Origin of the sequence: Bacillus sp. SIMBA_008, from assembly GCF_046535495.1 — a bacterium.
GTDB classification, from domain to species: Bacteria; Bacillota; Bacilli; order Bacillales; family Bacillaceae; genus Bacillus; species Bacillus subtilis.
On sequence record NZ_JAWRWL010000005.1, the window covers coordinates 56,089 to 72,423 of the forward strand.

At 44.7% G+C, this 16,335-nt stretch carries 16 protein-coding genes; 4 read left to right on the forward strand and 12 right to left on the reverse strand.

Annotated features, from left to right (window positions below; translation table 11 throughout):
- Positions 1-38: 38 nt before the first annotated feature.
- The 4 genes from qoxD to qoxA are packed head-to-tail and all read right to left on the reverse strand — an operon-like array spanning position 39 to position 3,985.
- Positions 39-413, reverse strand: coding sequence for a cytochrome aa3 quinol oxidase subunit IV (gene qoxD / locus SB658_RS16550; protein ID WP_003227410.1), 375 nt, complete (start codon positions 411-413; stop codon positions 39-41).
- 1 nt (position 414) lies between these two features.
- Positions 415-1,029: a cytochrome aa3 quinol oxidase subunit III gene (gene qoxC / locus SB658_RS16555; RefSeq protein ID WP_003227409.1), complete on the reverse strand. Its 615-nt coding sequence runs from the start codon at positions 1,027-1,029 to the stop codon at positions 415-417.
- Positions 1,030-1,042: 13 nt separating this feature from the next.
- Positions 1,043-2,992, reverse strand: a complete 1,950-nt coding sequence (gene qoxB / locus SB658_RS16560) for a cytochrome aa3 quinol oxidase subunit I (protein ID WP_003227407.1) — start codon at positions 2,990-2,992, stop codon at positions 1,043-1,045.
- Positions 2,993-3,019: 27 nt separating this feature from the next.
- Complete coding sequence (gene qoxA / locus SB658_RS16565) at positions 3,020-3,985, reverse strand: cytochrome aa3 quinol oxidase subunit II (protein WP_010886637.1); 966 nt, start codon at positions 3,983-3,985, stop codon at positions 3,020-3,022.
- A 515-nt stretch (positions 3,986-4,500) separates the two neighbouring features.
- On the opposite strand from qoxA, the gene SB658_RS16570 reads away from it, so the two are divergent.
- Positions 4,501-4,746, forward strand: a complete 246-nt coding sequence (locus tag SB658_RS16570; protein WP_009968363.1) for a GlsB/YeaQ/YmgE family stress response membrane protein — start codon at positions 4,501-4,503, stop codon at positions 4,744-4,746.
- Positions 4,747-4,816: 70 nt separating this feature from the next.
- Here SB658_RS16570 and galT read toward each other — a convergent pair whose 3' ends face one another.
- The 4 genes from galT to slrC all read right to left on the reverse strand — a co-directional run bounded on the left by galT (position 4,817) and on the right by slrC (position 8,687).
- A complete protein-coding gene (gene galT / locus SB658_RS16575) occupies positions 4,817-6,358 on the reverse strand; it encodes a UDP-glucose--hexose-1-phosphate uridylyltransferase (RefSeq protein ID WP_029726204.1) in 1,542 nt (513 codons plus the stop codon).
- A 3-nt stretch (positions 6,359-6,361) separates the two neighbouring features.
- The gene (locus tag SB658_RS16580) at positions 6,362-7,534 is read right to left on the reverse strand and encodes a galactokinase (protein ID WP_015250940.1); all 1,173 of its coding nucleotides are present in this window, start codon (positions 7,532-7,534) and stop codon (positions 6,362-6,364) included.
- A gap of 80 nt (positions 7,535-7,614) precedes the next feature.
- Positions 7,615-7,998 (reverse strand): GtrA family protein, encoded by a 384-nt coding sequence (locus SB658_RS16585; RefSeq protein WP_003227398.1) that lies wholly within the window; start codon positions 7,996-7,998, stop codon positions 7,615-7,617.
- 17 nt (positions 7,999-8,015) lie between these two features.
- The gene (gene slrC, locus SB658_RS16590; RefSeq protein ID WP_014478350.1) at positions 8,016-8,687 is read right to left on the reverse strand and encodes a transcriptional regulator SlrC; all 672 of its coding nucleotides are present in this window, start codon (positions 8,685-8,687) and stop codon (positions 8,016-8,018) included.
- A gap of 354 nt (positions 8,688-9,041) precedes the next feature.
- Here slrC and slrA point away from each other — a divergent pair, with 354 nt between their 5' ends.
- The 3 genes from slrA (at position 9,042) to SB658_RS16605 (ending at position 11,489) form a co-directional block, all read left to right on the forward strand.
- Complete coding sequence (gene slrA, locus SB658_RS16595; RefSeq protein WP_003243648.1) at positions 9,042-9,200, forward strand: transcriptional regulator SlrA; 159 nt, start codon at positions 9,042-9,044, stop codon at positions 9,198-9,200.
- Positions 9,201-9,642: 442 nt separating this feature from the next.
- Positions 9,643-9,951: a DUF485 domain-containing protein gene (locus SB658_RS16600; protein WP_003227392.1), complete on the forward strand. Its 309-nt coding sequence runs from the start codon at positions 9,643-9,645 to the stop codon at positions 9,949-9,951.
- Positions 9,948-11,489 carry a solute symporter family protein gene (locus SB658_RS16605; protein ID WP_003227390.1) on the forward strand — a complete coding sequence of 514 codons (1,542 nt, stop codon included), beginning with the start codon at positions 9,948-9,950 and terminating at the stop codon, positions 11,487-11,489. Before SB658_RS16600 ends, SB658_RS16605 begins: the two co-directional genes overlap by 4 nt.
- A 12-nt stretch (positions 11,490-11,501) precedes the next feature.
- Here SB658_RS16605 and SB658_RS16610 read toward each other — a convergent pair whose 3' ends face one another.
- The 4 genes from SB658_RS16610 to efeU form a co-directional block, all read right to left on the reverse strand.
- A complete protein-coding gene (locus SB658_RS16610) occupies positions 11,502-12,122 on the reverse strand; it encodes a DsbA family oxidoreductase (protein ID WP_029318659.1) in 621 nt (206 codons plus the stop codon).
- A gap of 280 nt (positions 12,123-12,402) precedes the next feature.
- Positions 12,403-13,653: an iron uptake transporter deferrochelatase/peroxidase subunit gene (gene efeB, locus SB658_RS16615; RefSeq protein ID WP_017697028.1), complete on the reverse strand. Its 1,251-nt coding sequence runs from the start codon at positions 13,651-13,653 to the stop codon at positions 12,403-12,405.
- Between the two features lie 18 nt (positions 13,654-13,671).
- On the reverse strand, positions 13,672-14,829 hold the full coding sequence (gene efeO, locus SB658_RS16620) for an iron uptake system protein EfeO (protein ID WP_144500466.1): 1,158 nt from the start codon (positions 14,827-14,829) through the stop codon (positions 13,672-13,674).
- Positions 14,826-16,271, reverse strand: coding sequence for a ferrous ion permease EfeU (efeU, locus tag SB658_RS16625; RefSeq protein ID WP_144500465.1), 1,446 nt, complete (start codon positions 16,269-16,271; stop codon positions 14,826-14,828). The genes efeO and efeU overlap by 4 nt, the downstream gene beginning before the upstream one ends.
- Positions 16,272-16,335 lie beyond the last annotated feature (64 nt).

Sequence of the window (16,335 nt, forward strand, 5' to 3'; positions counted from 1 at the left end):
CAGCAAAAAACCCTCTTCCAATGAAGAGGGTTTTTGTATTATTCGTTATGGCCTGAATGCTCTGAGTGTTCAGCGCCTCCAGGAGGATTTCCGTCCATATGGTCACCATGGTGATAGTGAGCCGCGAAAATCCAGATGGATCCAAGTACGATAACGATCGCGCCAAAGAATCCGAACAGCGTGTTTCCGACTTGGATCGTGCCGTTTTCGCTCTCTGTCATATGCATGAACATGAGAAGCTGCAGCGCCGCCTGAATGAAGGCGAAGCCGAAGATAATCCAAAGTTTTGCTGATGAGCTCAGGTCAGTATACACTGCAACCCATAGAGCCAGCAGGGTCAAAACGATAGACAGGATAAAACCTACAATGTGTTTCCATGGAAAGTGACTGTGTTCAGCAGATTTGTTTGCCATTTTACAGACCCCCCAATCCCATGAGATAGACACCTGTAAAGATGAAAATCCATACAACATCTAAGAAGTGCCAGTACAAGCTTGAGATAAAGATTTTAGATGAAGTTTGCGGAGTTAAGCCGCGTTTCTTCAACTGAATCAGAATTCCTGTGATCCAGAAAATCCCGATTGTTACGTGAGTTCCGTGAGTTCCAAGTAAAACAAAGAATCCAGACCAGAACGCACTTGTACTGAGAGCCGCTCCTTCATGTACATAGTGAACAAACTCGTTGATCTCGCATCCGACGAAGCCGGCACCGAGAAGAAGAGTGATAATTGTCCAAATGACTACGCCTTTTAAACTTCCGCGGCGCATTTCATGAACAGCGATCCCGCAGGTAAAGCTGCTGATCAGCAGCAAGAACGTCATAATCATTACCAGATTGACTTCAAATAGTTCGTCTGGCAAGACACCTCCAGCTGTTCTGTTTTTAAGAACGAAGAAGGTTGCAAATAGTGTTGAGAACAACACAATTTCTGCCCCTAAAAAGATCCAAAACCCGAGAATATTAAGTCTGCCGGTTTCAGATTGATATTCCATAGGCGCGTTAGAATTGCCGTGTTCTGCATGTTCCATAACTCACGCCTCCTTATTCGGAAATCTTTCTTTCCGTCTCTTTTATTTCATCAACACTAATGTAGTAGCCGTTGTCGTATTCGAATGAACGCAGAACCATGCAGAGCAGGACTCCGATCAATCCGACTACGCCCATCCAGTACCATTCAAAGACAAGTCCAAAGCCTGCAAGACCGAAGGCAACAGACATAAAGAACGGTCTGCCTGAGTTGCTTGGCATATGGATTTTCTTGAATTTGCTTTCAGGGTATAATTCAGTTTTTTCTTCTTTCATATGCAGGAATGCATCTTGAGATTTGACTTCAGGAAGCACCGCAAAGTTGTAATGCGGCGGAATCGCAGAAGAAGTCGCCCAATCAAGCGTACGTCCCACACCCCATGAATCTCCGCTGATTTCACGAGTAGAGTAACGGAAGCTGTAGTAGATGTTATAGCAAAGGATTAAGAATCCTACACCCATCATGAAAGCTCCGACTGTTGAGATAAAGTTCAATGTTGTCCAGCCGTCATTCGGTCCGTATGTGTAAATACGGCGAGGCATGCCTTGAAGCCCCAAGAAATATTGCGGGAAGAAACAAATATTGAACCCGATCATAAAGATCCAGAAGAACCATTTTCCGATTCTTTCGTTCAGCTTGTGGCCGAACATTTTTGGATACCAGAAAATAAATCCGGCGAAACAAGCAAATACAGTACCCGCGATCAGCACATAGTGGAAGTGAGATACAAGGAAGTACGTATTATGGTATTGATAATCCGCTGCTGCCATCGCAAGCATAACCCCTGTAACCCCGCCGATAACGAAGTTAGGAATGAACGCAAGCGCCCACAGCATAGGTGTTGTAAAGCTGATTCGGCCTTTATACATTGTAAAGAGCCAGTTAAAGATTTTAACCCCGGTTGGGATTGAGATTGCCATTGTCGTAATTGAGAAGAATGAGTTAACGGACGCACTGTTCCCCATTGTGAAGAAGTGGTGAGTCCAAACTAAGAAACTCAATACAGAGATGGCGATAATAGAACCAACCATCGCTTTGTAACCAAACAATTGTTTTCTTGCAAAGCTTGAGATGATTTCTGAGAAAATACCAAACGCCGGAAGAATAACGATATATACTTCAGGATGTCCCCAAATCCAGAACAAGTTAGCCCAAAGCATCGGCATACCGCCTGCTTCCAATGTGAAAAAGTGAGCGCCGAACAAACGATCAAATGATAAAAGTGCTAATGCTACTGTAAGTACAGGGAAAGCAAACACGATAATAACCATTGTGATCAGTGTTGTCCATGTGAACATTGGCATACGCATTAATGTCATGCCTTTTGTTCTCATTTTTAAGATTGTTACCATAAAGTTGATCCCTGTCATCAGGGTACCGATACCGGCAATCTGAAGTCCGAGGAGGTAGTAGTTCTCACCCGGCCCAGGGCTCATGTCGTTACTTGCAAGCGGCATATAACTCGTCCAGCCTGCGTTCGGAGAACCTCCGATAACGAAAGAAATATTGAAAAGCATCGCCCCTACAAAGAACGTCCAGAAGCTCAGGTTGTTCAAGTAAGGGAACGCAACGTCGCGGGCACCGATTTGAAGAGGCACAACAACGTTGATAAGACCGATTAAGAACGGCATCGCCATGAAGATGATCATGATTGTACCGTGAGTTGTAAAAATTTCATTATAGTGGTTTGAGTCTAAAAAACTGTTATTCGGAAGCGCTAGCTGGGCACGCATCATCAGACCGTCGACACCGCCGCGGAATAACATAATTACAGCAGATATAATGTACATGATTCCGAGTTTTTTATGGTCAACAGTAGTTATCCATTCAGACCACAGCCATTTCCACTTTTTGAAGTAAGTCAGTACAAAAATAATGGCAATGGTTGAAAGCGCAATGGAAACTTGTGCGCCCAGAATTAATGGGTCACCAGTTACGAAAAATTCGTCCCATTTGAATTTCATGCAGGCTTCCTCCTTTCCTGATCAATATCATTCTTCTGTATCATCAGACTTCTTAAATTCGTTTTTCTTTACGTTTTCAAACGGATCTGTTTTAGAGTGCGGTGAAACGGCTTGATAGCCAAGGCGTTTGCGCGCCTCCATCGCGTACTCAGCGTCTTGTCCGTGATCAACGTATTTCAAGTGAGTAGAAGAGAACGTTAATTCGTCCACATTTTCAGGAAGCATCAATTCATCATACTTCTCTTTTGTCAGCTTAGGAGCCTCGTTCTGAGTCTTTTTCACCCAGCTGTTAAAGTCTTTTTCTGTAACTGCATTCACATCAAACTCTTGGTCTGCAAAATGTTCACCTGTGAAGTTCGCGTTGCGGCCTTCGTAAGTACCCACTTTGTCAGCCTGTAAGTATTGATCCATCAGCATTCCTGCCATCGCATATTTTTGCCCTCCAAGCTGAGGAATCCATAGCGAAGCCATTGAATCTGCAGATGAGATTTTGAACAAGATCGGGCGGTCGACAGGAATGTTTAAGTAGTTGACCGTTTCAATATCCTGTTCAGGGTAGCTGAATACCCATTTCCAGTCTACCGAAGTAGCATAAACAACAAGAGGCTCTTTATCTTTTGTTGCTTCAGGAGCTTTTTCTAACGAATATATCGTCTGTACTGTTGGCACAGAAAGTGCAATGACGATTAAAATTGGGATCACTGTCCAGACTACTTCTAAAAACGTGTTACCGTGAATTTCTGGGTTATAAGATCCATTATCTTTGCCTTTACGGTCGCGGTATTTTACTAAAATAATGGTAAATAGAACAAAGACGACCCCGACGATAAACAGCATAAATCCGATAGATAACAGGATTAAATCACTTTGCTGTTCAGCTACAGGTCCTTTCGGATCTAGTACTGAAGCATTGCTGCATCCCCCAAGGACGAAAACCACAGTTAACAGCGCTAATACAAGCAACGGTTTTAATGCTCTGAACAAGAAGATCACCATCCTTCCTATTGATGTAATAAATCTGAAGTGCATACTTCCTCAAAATCTTTTCTCTACTTTGTTATGCTATCAAAAACTTCACTTATTAGCTTTATTTTTTTATAAACTTCATCCCATTTTCGCTTAAATGTCATAAAATCGACAAAAATTGCTCCAACTTTATTCACATCTATCGCTTAAGATGAAAAGTTTCTAGTTATTTCCGCATATAAGTAAAGAAAAGATGATGAAGAACTAATTCTGACAAATAAAGGTTTACCACAATAAAAAACTTAGGTCAATCAAAAATTTCATTTTGTTAAACTTTCTAGATAGGAATTATTTTTTCCTTGTCTAGCATCTTTTCACACGGTTACCATTTTAACGCATCAAATATTGAAAGAAAAGGCGCAATGAAGAGCCAATATGCTCTGAATTGTCCGTATTTTTTAATGAGAGCATCCAGTTGTTTATCTTATACAAAAAAGAGGAATGATATAAGCAAATAAATAAAAAATAGGATGTGTTGCATGATGAGTTTTCTTATTTCACTTATCGTCGCTATTATTATCGGATGGCTTGGAAGCCTGTTTGTAAAAGGAGATATGCCCGGAGGAATTATCGGGTCTATGATCGCAGGTCTTATTGGCGCCTGGATCGGACACGGGCTGCTTGGAACATGGGGGCCGCACCTAGCCGGATTTGCCATTATTCCAGCGGTAATCGGTGCAGCCATTGTTGTCTTTCTAGTAAGCCTGTTAACCAGAAAAAGAGGATAAAAGCAGCAGCACCCGAAGCGTCAGCGCTTTGGGTGTTTGTTTTGCCATAAAAATCGAAAAAGCCTCAACCCTAGCGGTTGAGGCTTTTGACTGGTTTGGCGCCCAACTGGTCGATAAACCTTCTGAAGGCCTGTTTTCCTTCTGTTGTCTGTTTAAACACACCGGCGTGTTCAAGGATGCGCGCGAATACATGTCCCAGCTCTTCTTTTATGACTAGATCTGCATTCTCTTTTGTTATGGTTCTTTTTTCCATCATCCGATTAGCCCACTCACTATGTTTTGCCGTGAGCGGATTTTGTTCTAAAGCTGTTTTCGGATCAGCAGAGCATAGCGCCGCTGCCGTTTCTTTCATTTCCTCCTGTAAGCGGCCCGGCAATATCGCCAATCCCATGACCTCAATCAGGCCGATATTTTCTTTTTTAATATGGTGAACTTCTTTATGGGGATGAAATATCCCTAATGGATGCTCCTCATCCGTCCGGTTGTTCCTCAGTACGATATCGAGTTCGTACAAGTCTCCCCTGCGCCGCGCAATCGGTGTGACCGTATTATGGGGCGTATCGCCTGTATAGGCGGCAATGCCGGCTTTTTCATCGGAATACGTCTGCCACGTGCGGAAGATATGGTCAGCAGCTTCGGCGACATGACCCGGTTCGTCTCCTTGGAGCCTGAGCACAGACATCGGCCACTTCACTAAGCCCAGCGACACGCCGGGATAATCATTTAATCCATAAACGTCTTCTGCTTCTGCACGTGCCATTGGAAAATCATGCGCGCCGCCTTGAAAATGATCATGGCTTAGGATGCTGCCGCCGACAATCGGCAGATCCGCGTTTGAACCGATAAAATAATGCGGATACTGCCCGAGAAATGACAGCAGCCTTTCAAATGTTTTTTTGCTGATCTCCATCGGTTCATGTTCACCTTTTAAGACAATGCAGTGCTCTGGATAATAGACATATGGCGAGAATTGCAGGAACCATTGTTCGTCCTCAAGGGTGACCGGAATGATTCTGTGATTTTGCCGGGCTGGATGATTCACGCTACCCTCGAACCCGACATTTTCTTTACACAGCAAACACATCGGATAATTTGTCTGTTCCTGCTCTTTTGCAGCCGCAATCGCTTGCGGGTCCTTTTCAGGCTTTGATAGGTTAATGGTCATTTCCAGTTCGCCATATTCGGTCGGCACCGTCCAATGAACATTTTTGGCGATTCTGTCAGTCCGTATATAATAGACATCCTCTGAATATTGATAGAATTCCTTTGTCGCCTGTTTTGGGCCGTATAATGCTTTTGTCTCTTCAAATTTGCGAATGACCTCTGACGGAGCAGGTACAAAACAGCCCATCAGCTTTGCGCTGAGCAGGTCACGGTACGTATCTGTATCCGCTTCCATTCGGCCGGTTTCGGCAGCCCATTTATAGATGGGAGCGAGCAAGTCCGGCAGGCTTTGTGACTGCTTGATGCAGATGCCGGAGACCGGCTCGGGATGTGTGATGCCCAGCGCTTCATAAAGACGGTTTCTCGTATATTCCCGATCCCAGATCGAAATCAATTTTCGTTCCAGGCCATACTCAAGCAGCTGTTCCAGATGTTCAAAAATACTCATATGTCACTCCCCCTTTAGTTCTCTCGCTCCCTCTCCGATATCCGCGACATAAAAATCCGCTCGGAGCCCTGTTTTTTCTTGATATCTGTCTCCAACCTTCTGAATAAAATCATCAACGAATTCATCTTTTACAATGCTGATGGTGCATCCGCCAAAGCCTGCTCCCGTCATTCTTGATCCAATTACACCTTCGTGATCCCATGCCGCAAACACAAGCTCATCAAGTTCAGGGCATGTTACTTCATAGTCATCCTTCAATGAAAGGTGGGATTCCTTCATTAACTGCCCGATTTCATCTATATTGTTCTCTTTGAACATATGGGCCGTCTTAATAGCACGATGATTTTCGTATACAGCGTGCTTTGCCCGGCGTCTGTTCGTTTCATTTTGGATCAGGCTGGAATGCGCATCGAAATCAGAAGGCTTGATGTCGCCCAGTGCGGCAATATCGAGGCCTTTTTTCAAATCAAGCAATGCATCATTGCATTCTTGGCGTCTCGTATTATAGCTTGAGTCAGCCAATGTCCTTTTTTTGTTCGTGTTCGCGATGACCAGCGCGAGGCCTGAGACATTGAGTTTGCTATATTCATAGTCAAGCGTGTCGCAGTTCAGCAGCATCGCATGATGTTTTTTCCCCATTCCAATTGCAAATTGGTCCATAATTCCGCAATTGACGCCGATAAAATGGTTTTCCGCATGCTGCGCCATTTTCACAAGCTCAAGCGCATCTACTTCAGGATGAAAATAGCTTCGGAGCACGACCCCCATCAGCAGTTCAATAGAAGCGGAAGACGACAGCCCCGCCCCGTTTGGAATATTCCCTGAAAATACAATGTCAAAGCCATGGGGAACTGCATATCCCCTCTGTTGAAATTCATAAATCACGCCTTTTGGGTAGTTCGCCCAGTCGTCTTCTTTTTGATAGCGAATGTCGTCAAGGCTGCATTCCTTGATGCCTGCGTTTCTAAAGTTATCTGAATACATCCGGACAAGCCCGTCGTTTCTTTCTGCAACAGCAGCATATGTACCCATTGTCAGCGCGCACGGAAATACATGCCCGCCGTTATAGTCTGTATGTTCTCCAATCAGATTCACTCTTCCAGGTGCGAAAAAAAACCGTAACCCCTCTTTTTCTCCGAATACACTTGCAAATATCCCCTTTAGCTCTTCCCGCATGTGCAATCACCTTTCTGGTTTTTATTTTTTATTCCCCTTATTTCTTCATAGAAAACGGCAGATCATATGCTGCAGTCCTCTCATACCCCTTCTTCTTTTGTTTTTTTAAAGACGAGCCATTTGCTCGCAACATAGTTGACGACAACAATGACCGCGTTGTCGAGTATTTTGGCCAAGGTTTCATTTGTATTGAACTGGCCGACAAGAATGATCATCATGCCTAAATCTATGCCGAGAGACAGGACCCGAACGCTGAAAAAAGCAGTGAGCTCTTTCAGCAGGCTCTGCAGATCATGTGTTTTTTGCTGAAACACATATAATTTATTTGTTATGTAAGCAAACAGCACGGACAAAATCCAAGCGGCAACAGTGGCGGCTTTGTAATCCACATTCATGATCTCTACCAATATATAAAAGCTGGCGATATTCACAATGGTTGTGAAAACCCCCATAATGATATACATAATTATTTCTCTATACTTCACTGATGTTCCTCGCTTTCCGAAAAACTTTTCAAAATTCTTGGCGTCTCGTGCTCTCTGTCTAAAGTAAAAAATACCGAGAGTGCGTCTAAAAAGCTGCGGAAGGTGGCTGGCTGGCCCAATACATATGATTGTTTGATGATTCCGTCGAGGACTGCACATATTATTTTAGCCGTATATTCAGGATCAATACAGGCGTCAATCAGCTTTCTCTCCTTCAGCCACTTAATATATAACACATTTTCTTCCACCCACAATTCGTACAGCCGGACATAGGCCTTGCATTTCTTTAAGACTTTATATGTCGGCATGTTCATGGCAAACGAGGTGATGTCCCACGACGGCTTATTTATGTAATAGGAATAAAGCAGTTCTGCAGCGTGTTTTGCAGCCTCGTCCAATGTCAGCGATTTCACTGACTCCCGCTCCATTTGATCAAGATACCCTATAATGATCTTTTTTTTCATCTGACGTTTTTCGAGAAGGTACAGCAGAAAATCGTCCTTGCTGACAAAATGAACATAAAATGCTCCTTTGCTGTACCCGGCGGCTCTGCTGATATCTTCTACAGAAACCGGATCATACGCTCGGTCAATCAACAAATTCACGCCAGCGTCTATAAAACTTTCAAATGTTGCTTCTCTTTTAATTTGAAATTTGTTTTTTTTCATATTTTTCTCCTGGCGGTAATGATTACCCTTATCTTACACCGGATCAATCTTTAGCGGTATTTATTTCTTTGAACGGTTATGCTATTCGGTTTCCCAGGGGTCATTTTTAATAGGCTAAATGATTTATTTTCATTTACATACTATCCAGTCAGTATTTAATTGTTTATTATTATAAATAAGGTCCATTGGTTATATTAGTCATTTTTTTAGGGAATAGGTAGGTGGTTTTTCCTTCAGTTTGTGAACACCGAGCAACTATGTGTGAAATTTGTTGTACTCGCCTCATCATCGCGCTGGCTTGTCTTTTATTGCCCGCATGTTGCAGGAAAACATTTTATACAATTGGAGGTTACTATGAAAACTCATGTTAAAAAAGATTTGGACAAAGGTTGGCATATGTTAATTCAAGAAGCTAGATCCATTGGATTAGGCATTCATGATGTGAGGCAGTTTTTAGAATCTGAGACAGCATCGAGAAAGAAAAACCACAAAAAAACCGTCCGGCAAGACTAGTCCGAACAGGCGGATCTATTTACCTCTGGCTTTTCTATCACCTGATCTGAGTTTTCACCATATCCTCTATTCAAAAGCAAATCGCTGCGCTGAGCTTGAGGACAAACGGTGTGTCAGCTAACTACGACAGACAGCCGGTGATGCGATCACCTCTTGGCACATGCATTGTCATAAAGAGGTGATGCGAACATGATAACCGTGCTCTGGTAAACAGCAGCTTTGCTGAGAACAAGCTGCATTCGGTGAGGTTTTGAAAGCAAACTCGTTTATACACGGCCGAGCTTGAAAACCTTCGCCTGTCTTTAGACCACTGTGTTCACCTCTTCACGACTTCCTTCTTTTTTCATCCTCCAGATATTGTTCAACGCATAAATCGGACTTTCAGTACATACCTATTGGTGTACCTTTTTGCTTACGTTTAGCGAATAAAAGGAGGAAAGCCATGTACAAAGCTGATTATAAACAGATTGCTGCAACGCCGTCTTTTCAAGCTTTTTTAAAGCAGAAACGCGCTTTTATTGTTCCTTCTGCGATTTTCTTTTTTGTTTTTTATTTTTCACTCCCTGTTTTGACATCTTATTTCACCTTTTTGAATGCACCGGCCATTGGAGCTGTTTCATGGGCTTGGCTGTTCGCCATCGCCCAATTCGCTATGACCTGGATACTGAGTACTGTGTATTCCCGGAGAGCCGCCCATTTCGATAAGTATGTAAGCGCTTTAAAAGAGGATCTGAAGGGTGAACAGACATGAATATGACTGCTTTTTTATTATTTTTGGCGATTGTTGGCCTGACGCTTATTATCACGTATTTTGCCGCGAAGCGGACGAAAACGACGAGTGAGTTTTATACGGCGGGCGGCGGGCTCACCGGCGTTCAGAATGGACTGGCAATTGCCGGTGACTACATGTCTGCCGCCTCGTTTCTCGGGATTGCCGGAATGATTGCGTTATATGGATTTGATGGCTTCTTTTACAGCATCGGTTTTCTGGTGGCTTATCTCGTTGTCTTGTACATCGTGGCGGAGCCGCTTCGGAATCTTGGAAAGTACACGATGGCAGACATGATTGCCGCTCGCTTTAAAGAAAAGAAAATCCGCGGTGTCGCGGCTCTCAATACCATTGCCATCTCTACTTTTTATATGATCGCCCAGCTCGTGGGGGCGGGCGCGCTGATCAAACTGCTTCTAGGGCTGGATTATACCGCGGCTGTCCTCATCGTCGGAGTGCTGATGACCATTTATGTCGTGTTTGGCGGCATGATCGCGACAAGCTGGGTTCAAATTATTAAAGCTGTTTTGCTGATGGCCGGCACACTCGTGATTTCGATTATCGTGTTTTCGAAATTCGGCTTTAGCCTTAATACCATGTTTGAACAGATGAAAACGGCTACTCCGCTTGGCGCTGATTTTTTGAACCCCGGAAATAAATACAAGGTGCCGCTTGAGACCTTGTCGTTAAACTTGGCACTCGTGCTGGGAACCGCCGGGCTTCCGCATATATTGATCCGGTTTTATACCGTTAAGGATGCCAAGACGGCCCGTACATCCGTTGTGTCAGCGACATGGATTATCGGTGTGTTTTACATTATGACGGTATTTCTCGGCTTTGGTGCCGCGGCATTTGTCGGTTTTGACGCGATTACGGCGGCTGATCAAGCGGGAAATATGGCGGCTCCGCTTTTAGCAAAAGCGCTCGGAGGAGACTTTCTGTTCGCGTTTGTATCAGCCATCGCCTTTGCCACCATTTTGGCTGTCGTGACAGGGTTGGTGCTGTCTGCCGCCTCAGCATTTGCCCATGATATTTACAGCCAGATCATCAGAAAGGGAGAAGCAACTGAAAAAGAACAAATGAAAGCGGCCAGATGGGCTTCTGTCGCCGTGTCAGTGCTCTCGATTCTCCTTGCGATTTTTGCACAATCCTTAAATGTGGCGTTCCTTGTTGCACTCGCGTTTGCGGTAGCCGCCAGCGCAAACCTTCCGCTGATTGTGTTTACAGTCTTCTGGAAACGATTCAATGCCTCAGGCGCTTTATGGGGCAGCCTGACAGGCCTGATCAGCGCGCTTGTGCTGGTATCGATGAGCCCTAGTGTGTGGGACCCGGCCGGAGGTGCTATTTTTACCGGTGATCCGCTCATTCCGCTGTCTAATCCAGGAATTATTTCCATCCCGCTCGGCTTTCTCGGCGCGTGGCTCGGAACGGTGCTGTCGTCTGATAAAACAATTGATGAAGATACGTTTGCAGAAATTCAGGTGAAGGCGCATACTGGCGTCCATATGGAACAGGAATAAAAAAAGCTCTCTTTATCGAGAGCTTTTTCCTTGTCTTTTCTTCTGTTCTTCAGAAATCGCTTTTTCAAATACATCCTTGCCGGCAGCACCTGGAATTACAGTGTCGCCAATAATAAAGGTTGGAACGGCTGTGATGTCAGCCTCTTCATAAGCGTGCTTCAAGGCTTGGCGCTGCACGTCCTGATATGTTCTTGTTTCCAGTGCTGATTTGAATGCTGCACCGTCTAATCCCACTTCCTCGGCGAGCTTCGTCAAGATGTCAATGTCGCCGATATTTTGGCCCTCCTGGAAAAACGCCTGAAAGACACGGGTGTTGTATTCATGTCCTTTATTGTATTTCTTCGCAAAATGGAAGCCTTCAAACGCGAGGTCTGTATACGGATGGGGCGAGACGTTTGGAAAATTGATCTCAACTCCTAATTTCTCCGCCATTGGCTGAATTGATGTCTGCCACATGTACTGTTTGGAAGGATCATTGACCGGATCAAGCTGAGGAGATGGGCTTGGGCGCAGTTCAAACGGCATCCACTCGACATCAACATCCTTTCCTTTTATCGCTTCTTCAAAAGCGGCTTTTCCAACAAAACAAAATGGGCAGACGTAATCTGAATAAACTTTAATGTGTACTGTCATGATAATCTCCTTTCGTATAAATTGATTTTAAACTGTAACAATTAAAGTTACAACTTTTTTTTAAAAAAGAAGCCGATAAGGCTTCTTTCAGATTGTTGACAAAATCCTAAAAAGTTTTAGGATTTTGTCATCCTTTCAGCGTGATTGAAAACCCTTGAAGTCTAGGAAAGCCGAGCATTGGAGCGGAGCGAATGCTCTAATTCGTGAGCACCAACGCACAGGCTTGACAACGAATGCGAGGGTTTGTCGACACGCTGAAAGAAGCCTGTAAAGGCTTCTTTTATGATTCCAGCAAACGCTGGGCAATATATTCTCCTTTTTTGCAGCCGCCTGGGCATGCGTATAAAGCAGAACCGATTGTTTGTGTATATTCGTTTAACGCATCCTTTGCTGAAAGAGCCTTCAGCATCGGGATAAACTGATTGTCGGGATTTTTTTGAAAACTGATAAACAGGAGACCTGCATCCATATAGCCGGTTTTCGGATCAAGTCCTTCTGTGTAAGAGAAAGCTCTTCGCAAAATTTGTTTTCCCGTAGATTTCGCTAGACTGACGTGTGAATTAGACGGAATTTGATTCAGCTTCACGGGATCTGTTTCCTTTTTCTGTCCGAAAGGCGCCCCTGAGCTTTTTCTGCGGCCGAAGGTATCCTCTTGGTCCTTGAGGGAAGAGCGGTCCCATATCTCAAGGAACATTTTGATTTTCCGGAAAGCCATATAGGTGCCGCCCGTCATCCAGTCAGGCTCACCGGACTGAACCCACACGATCGAGTTCATCAAGCTGTCATCCTCCGTGCTCTGGTTGCCTGTTCCATCTTTAAACCCGAAGAGATTGCGCGGTGTTTCGCCATTTTTTCCTCCGCTTAAAAAGCCTTTGTTCACAAAGCGGACCTCACAAGTGCCGACCGCTTGATTTAGCAGGTTACGCAGCGCGTGAAACGCCACTTGCTCGTCGTCTGCACATACTTGAATGCAGATGTCCCCGCCTCCCTGCTTTTCATCCAGGTTGTCATTGGGCATCGCTGGAAGAGCGGCTAGGTGCTTCGGCTTTTTGCTTTTCAGCCCGAAGCGGTCCTTTCCATCTTTTTCAAAAAAGCCAGGCCCAAATCCAAATGTGACCGTTAAGTTGGAAGGGGATAAATCAGCAGACTCACCTGTATCCTGCGGCGGCAGATACTGATTTCTCTGCTCCGCTGACATTTTCTTGCCAGATGTCAGCATCTGTGTGAGACTTGTCCAGTTTCTAAATAACGTAATGATGTCGCTTTTGTCTTTTGCTGTTACATCCAGCGCAGCAAAATAGACATACGTTTGATGGGCAGTTGTGATTCCGGCCTGATGCTTTCCGTAAAACGGAACAATCTGCTCCTCCTCTTTTTCATCCTTTTTCGATGGCTTAGCCGCAGTCTGAACAAGCGGAGCGAGACCGCCGAGTCCGCTGGCACCGATCGCAACGGCTGCCCCCGCCATTGCCCCCCACTTTAAAATGTCCCGTCTGTGAATTTGTTCTGGCTTTTTTTGTTCATCGCTCATGCTGTTACAAAACTCCTTTTATAGCACATTCGCAATCTTCGACATGGTTTCAGAAAGAGTCGTCAGCTTTGTGCTCAGCTCTCTGATTTGCTTTTCACTTAATTTATCATAAGTCGTATAGGACTGATCATTTGTTTTGTATTTTGCCATTAAAACTTCAAATTCGCTGAACTCCGTATCCAGTTTTTCCGTCAAGTCGGAGTGATCTTTTACAAGCGCGCTTTTCACTGTTTGATAAACGGCTTCGGAGCCTTCCACATTTGCCATAAGGTCCACTAAATCAATTCGTGAGTAGCGCTCTTCTTCTCCCGTGATTTTCGAAATTCCGGCTTCGTTGAGAAGCTCCATCGCGCCTGCAACAATTTGTTCAGGTGTTAATTTCAGTGATTGAACTGAACCGTCAAGCTCTTTTACATCCTTGAGAAGCTGGTCAGCTGTTGCCTTTTCCCCGGAAATATCTTGATCCTTCCAAATGGCCTTCTCAAGCTTATGGAAGCCTGTCCATTTGTCTCCTTCTTCAACATCGTTTTCTCGAGCATCAATTTTCGGATCAAGATCTCCGAGGCTTTCAGCGATCGGTTCGATTCGCTCGTAATAAACACGCGCTTTCGCATATAACGTTTTGGACTTTTCGATATCGCCGGATTTCACAGCACCCGTAAATGCTTCAGTCGCTTTGACAAGCTGGTCACTCTGCTCTTTGACATAGCCTTTATACTCATCCGCTGCTTTTGCCAGCTGATCGCTAGCCTTTTTGCCGCTCTTCTTCGCTTCTGTCAGGTCTTCTAAGGACGCTTTCAGTGACTCGGATTCTGTCTTGATTTTTGCTGTATCCGGTTTGTCTTTTTGCGCTTCTGTGTAGATTGGCTGAAGATGCTTTTCGATTTCTGTATATTCGAATGGATAATCGCTGCGAATATCGTTTTCAAAGGAAAGCCAGTAGCTGTTTAACTCTTTCCCCTTCTTTTCAATCTCTTTTTGGTCTCCTTTTTCCGCTGAGTCATTCAGCTTAGAAATGATGGTTTCCATTTTATTTACGGATGCGGTGATTTCTTTAGTGATCCCGCTTTTTTCAGATGAAGCTTTTTCTTTAGTTGAAGATGTGTCGTTGGCTCCGCAGCCTGCGCACAGCGCAAGGATGCATCCGGCTGATACAGCGATTTTTGTGAAATTCATTTTGTCAGTTCCTTTCCGTTTGTAAAATGTTTTGCCGCTTCTGAAACAAGCGCAATCAGTAAAAAGAGGAAAATCAACATTTGCGGAATCGTGCTGTACACAGACGGATAAATTCCTAGCACCGATACAGACGGCAGCCAGCTTTCTGCATCAGACGGAAGAATGCCCGCCAGTTGAAGGCTGTGAACGCCGGTTCCGAGAAATTTCACGCACATATACAGGACAACCGCCATTGATAGAAGAAAAAACGGCTTCAATGGAATGCGCATTCCGAGCTTGATCATCAGAACACCGACGATGACGAGAACGATAAGCCCTGCGGCAGTTCCGCCGATCAGTTCAGTGAGCGGGAGCTTCCCGACAAGCCCGATGAAAAAGATGACCGTTTCGAGACCTTCTCTTACAACTGCCAGAAATGCAATGAGCGCAAAGGAAAGCAGGCTTCGTTTTTTTAGTGCCTGTGACTTCTGGATATTGATTTTTTCTCTCCATTTATCCATTGAGGCGTTTCTGTGCAGCCACACCCCGACATACAAAAGCATGACAGCAGACAGTACGCCGGTAACGCCGCCAAGCAAGAAATTGTTTTCTCCGAATACACTGGAGGAGAACAGAACCGTGACACCGATGCCGGCTGCTAAGGAAACAGCCATGCCGGCGGACGCCCCGCCCCAGATCCATGTCGAGGAACGCGTAACCCGCGCTTTTTTTGTCATGGTTAATAGCGCTCCGATGACAAGGAGGGCCTCCATTCCTTCACGAATCGGGATCAGCGCCGCATCCCACCAGCTGTAGCTGCTTGAAGCGATCGGCTCGAGCAATTGAATCATTTCGTCAATTTGCTTTGATACCTTTTCGGGATGGCTGCCGATCTCCGCCTTCATCAGTGCCAGATTTTCCTCCGATGTCGTATAGGCTTCTTTCGATTGGGACACGACGTCTCCCTCTACGGCGAGCCAGGATGTAACTAAATTGTCGATTGCGGATGACGCTTCATCCAATTGTTTTTTTTCTATGAACTGTTTTGTGTCTTTCAAGCTTTGTATATAGGCTGTTAAGGACGCCCTTGATTGACCTGAGGATGTCTTTTGCAGCACGACAGCCTGCTGGTAGGTTTCTAAATGAGACGCAAGCTCTTCAAGCTGTGTTTTGAGCTTGCCTGCGTCTTGATTGATAAAAGAAAGAGAAATCATCGCGATATTCGCGTCCATTTCACTGTGAGAAGAAAGGTTTTCTTTCTTAATAGAAGGTTCTTCTTTTTTCCACTTCGCTTTGAAGGTTTCAAACGTTTGTTGTGCCGAATCCATATCCCCGTCTTTTACGGATTTGATCATTTGCTTGTTTAATTGAATTAATGCGGCGATCGGATCATCTTCCGCATGTGCCGCAGAACCGAAAACCATCAACAAGCTGAATAGAATAAGTGCCAGCCCCCGAGCCATCATGTTCCTCCTATAATTGAAAATGATTATCATTGTATAACATAATCATAGCCAGTTCTTGTCC

What these genes read in the sequence shown, in the direction of transcription:
- qoxB (WP_003227407.1), bottom strand. Translation starts at nt 2,992, where the DNA reads ATGAAATTCAAATGGGACGAATTTTTCGTAACTGGTGACCCATTAATT.
- SB658_RS16600 (WP_003227392.1), top strand. Translation starts at nt 9,643, where the DNA reads ATGTACAAAGCTGATTATAAACAGATTGCTGCAACGCCGTCTTTTCAA.
- SB658_RS16610 (WP_029318659.1), bottom strand. Translation starts at nt 12,122, where the DNA reads ATGACAGTACACATTAAAGTTTATTCAGATTACGTCTGCCCATTTTGT.
- slrC (WP_014478350.1), bottom strand. Translation starts at nt 8,687, where the DNA reads ATGAAAAAAAACAAATTTCAAATTAAAAGAGAAGCAACATTTGAAAGT.
- SB658_RS16570 (WP_009968363.1), top strand. Translation starts at nt 4,501, where the DNA reads ATGAGTTTTCTTATTTCACTTATCGTCGCTATTATTATCGGATGGCTT.
- efeB (WP_017697028.1), bottom strand. Translation starts at nt 13,653, where the DNA reads ATGAGCGATGAACAAAAAAAGCCAGAACAAATTCACAGACGGGACATT.
- efeU (WP_144500465.1), bottom strand. Translation starts at nt 16,271, where the DNA reads ATGGCTCGGGGGCTGGCACTTATTCTATTCAGCTTGTTGATGGTTTTC.
- qoxD (WP_003227410.1), bottom strand. Translation starts at nt 413, where the DNA reads ATGGCAAACAAATCTGCTGAACACAGTCACTTTCCATGGAAACACATT.
- SB658_RS16580 (WP_015250940.1), bottom strand. Translation starts at nt 7,534, where the DNA reads ATGCGGGAAGAGCTAAAGGGGATATTTGCAAGTGTATTCGGAGAAAAA.
- efeO (WP_144500466.1), bottom strand. Translation starts at nt 14,829, where the DNA reads ATGAATTTCACAAAAATCGCTGTATCAGCCGGATGCATCCTTGCGCTG.
- SB658_RS16585 (WP_003227398.1), bottom strand. Translation starts at nt 7,998, where the DNA reads ATGTATATCATTATGGGGGTTTTCACAACCATTGTGAATATCGCCAGC.
- slrA (WP_003243648.1), top strand. Translation starts at nt 9,042, where the DNA reads ATGAAAACTCATGTTAAAAAAGATTTGGACAAAGGTTGGCATATGTTA.
- qoxC (WP_003227409.1), bottom strand. Translation starts at nt 1,029, where the DNA reads ATGGAACATGCAGAACACGGCAATTCTAACGCGCCTATGGAATATCAA.
- SB658_RS16605 (WP_003227390.1), top strand. Translation starts at nt 9,948, where the DNA reads ATGAATATGACTGCTTTTTTATTATTTTTGGCGATTGTTGGCCTGACG.
- galT (WP_029726204.1), bottom strand. Translation starts at nt 6,358, where the DNA reads ATGAGTATTTTTGAACATCTGGAACAGCTGCTTGAGTATGGCCTGGAA.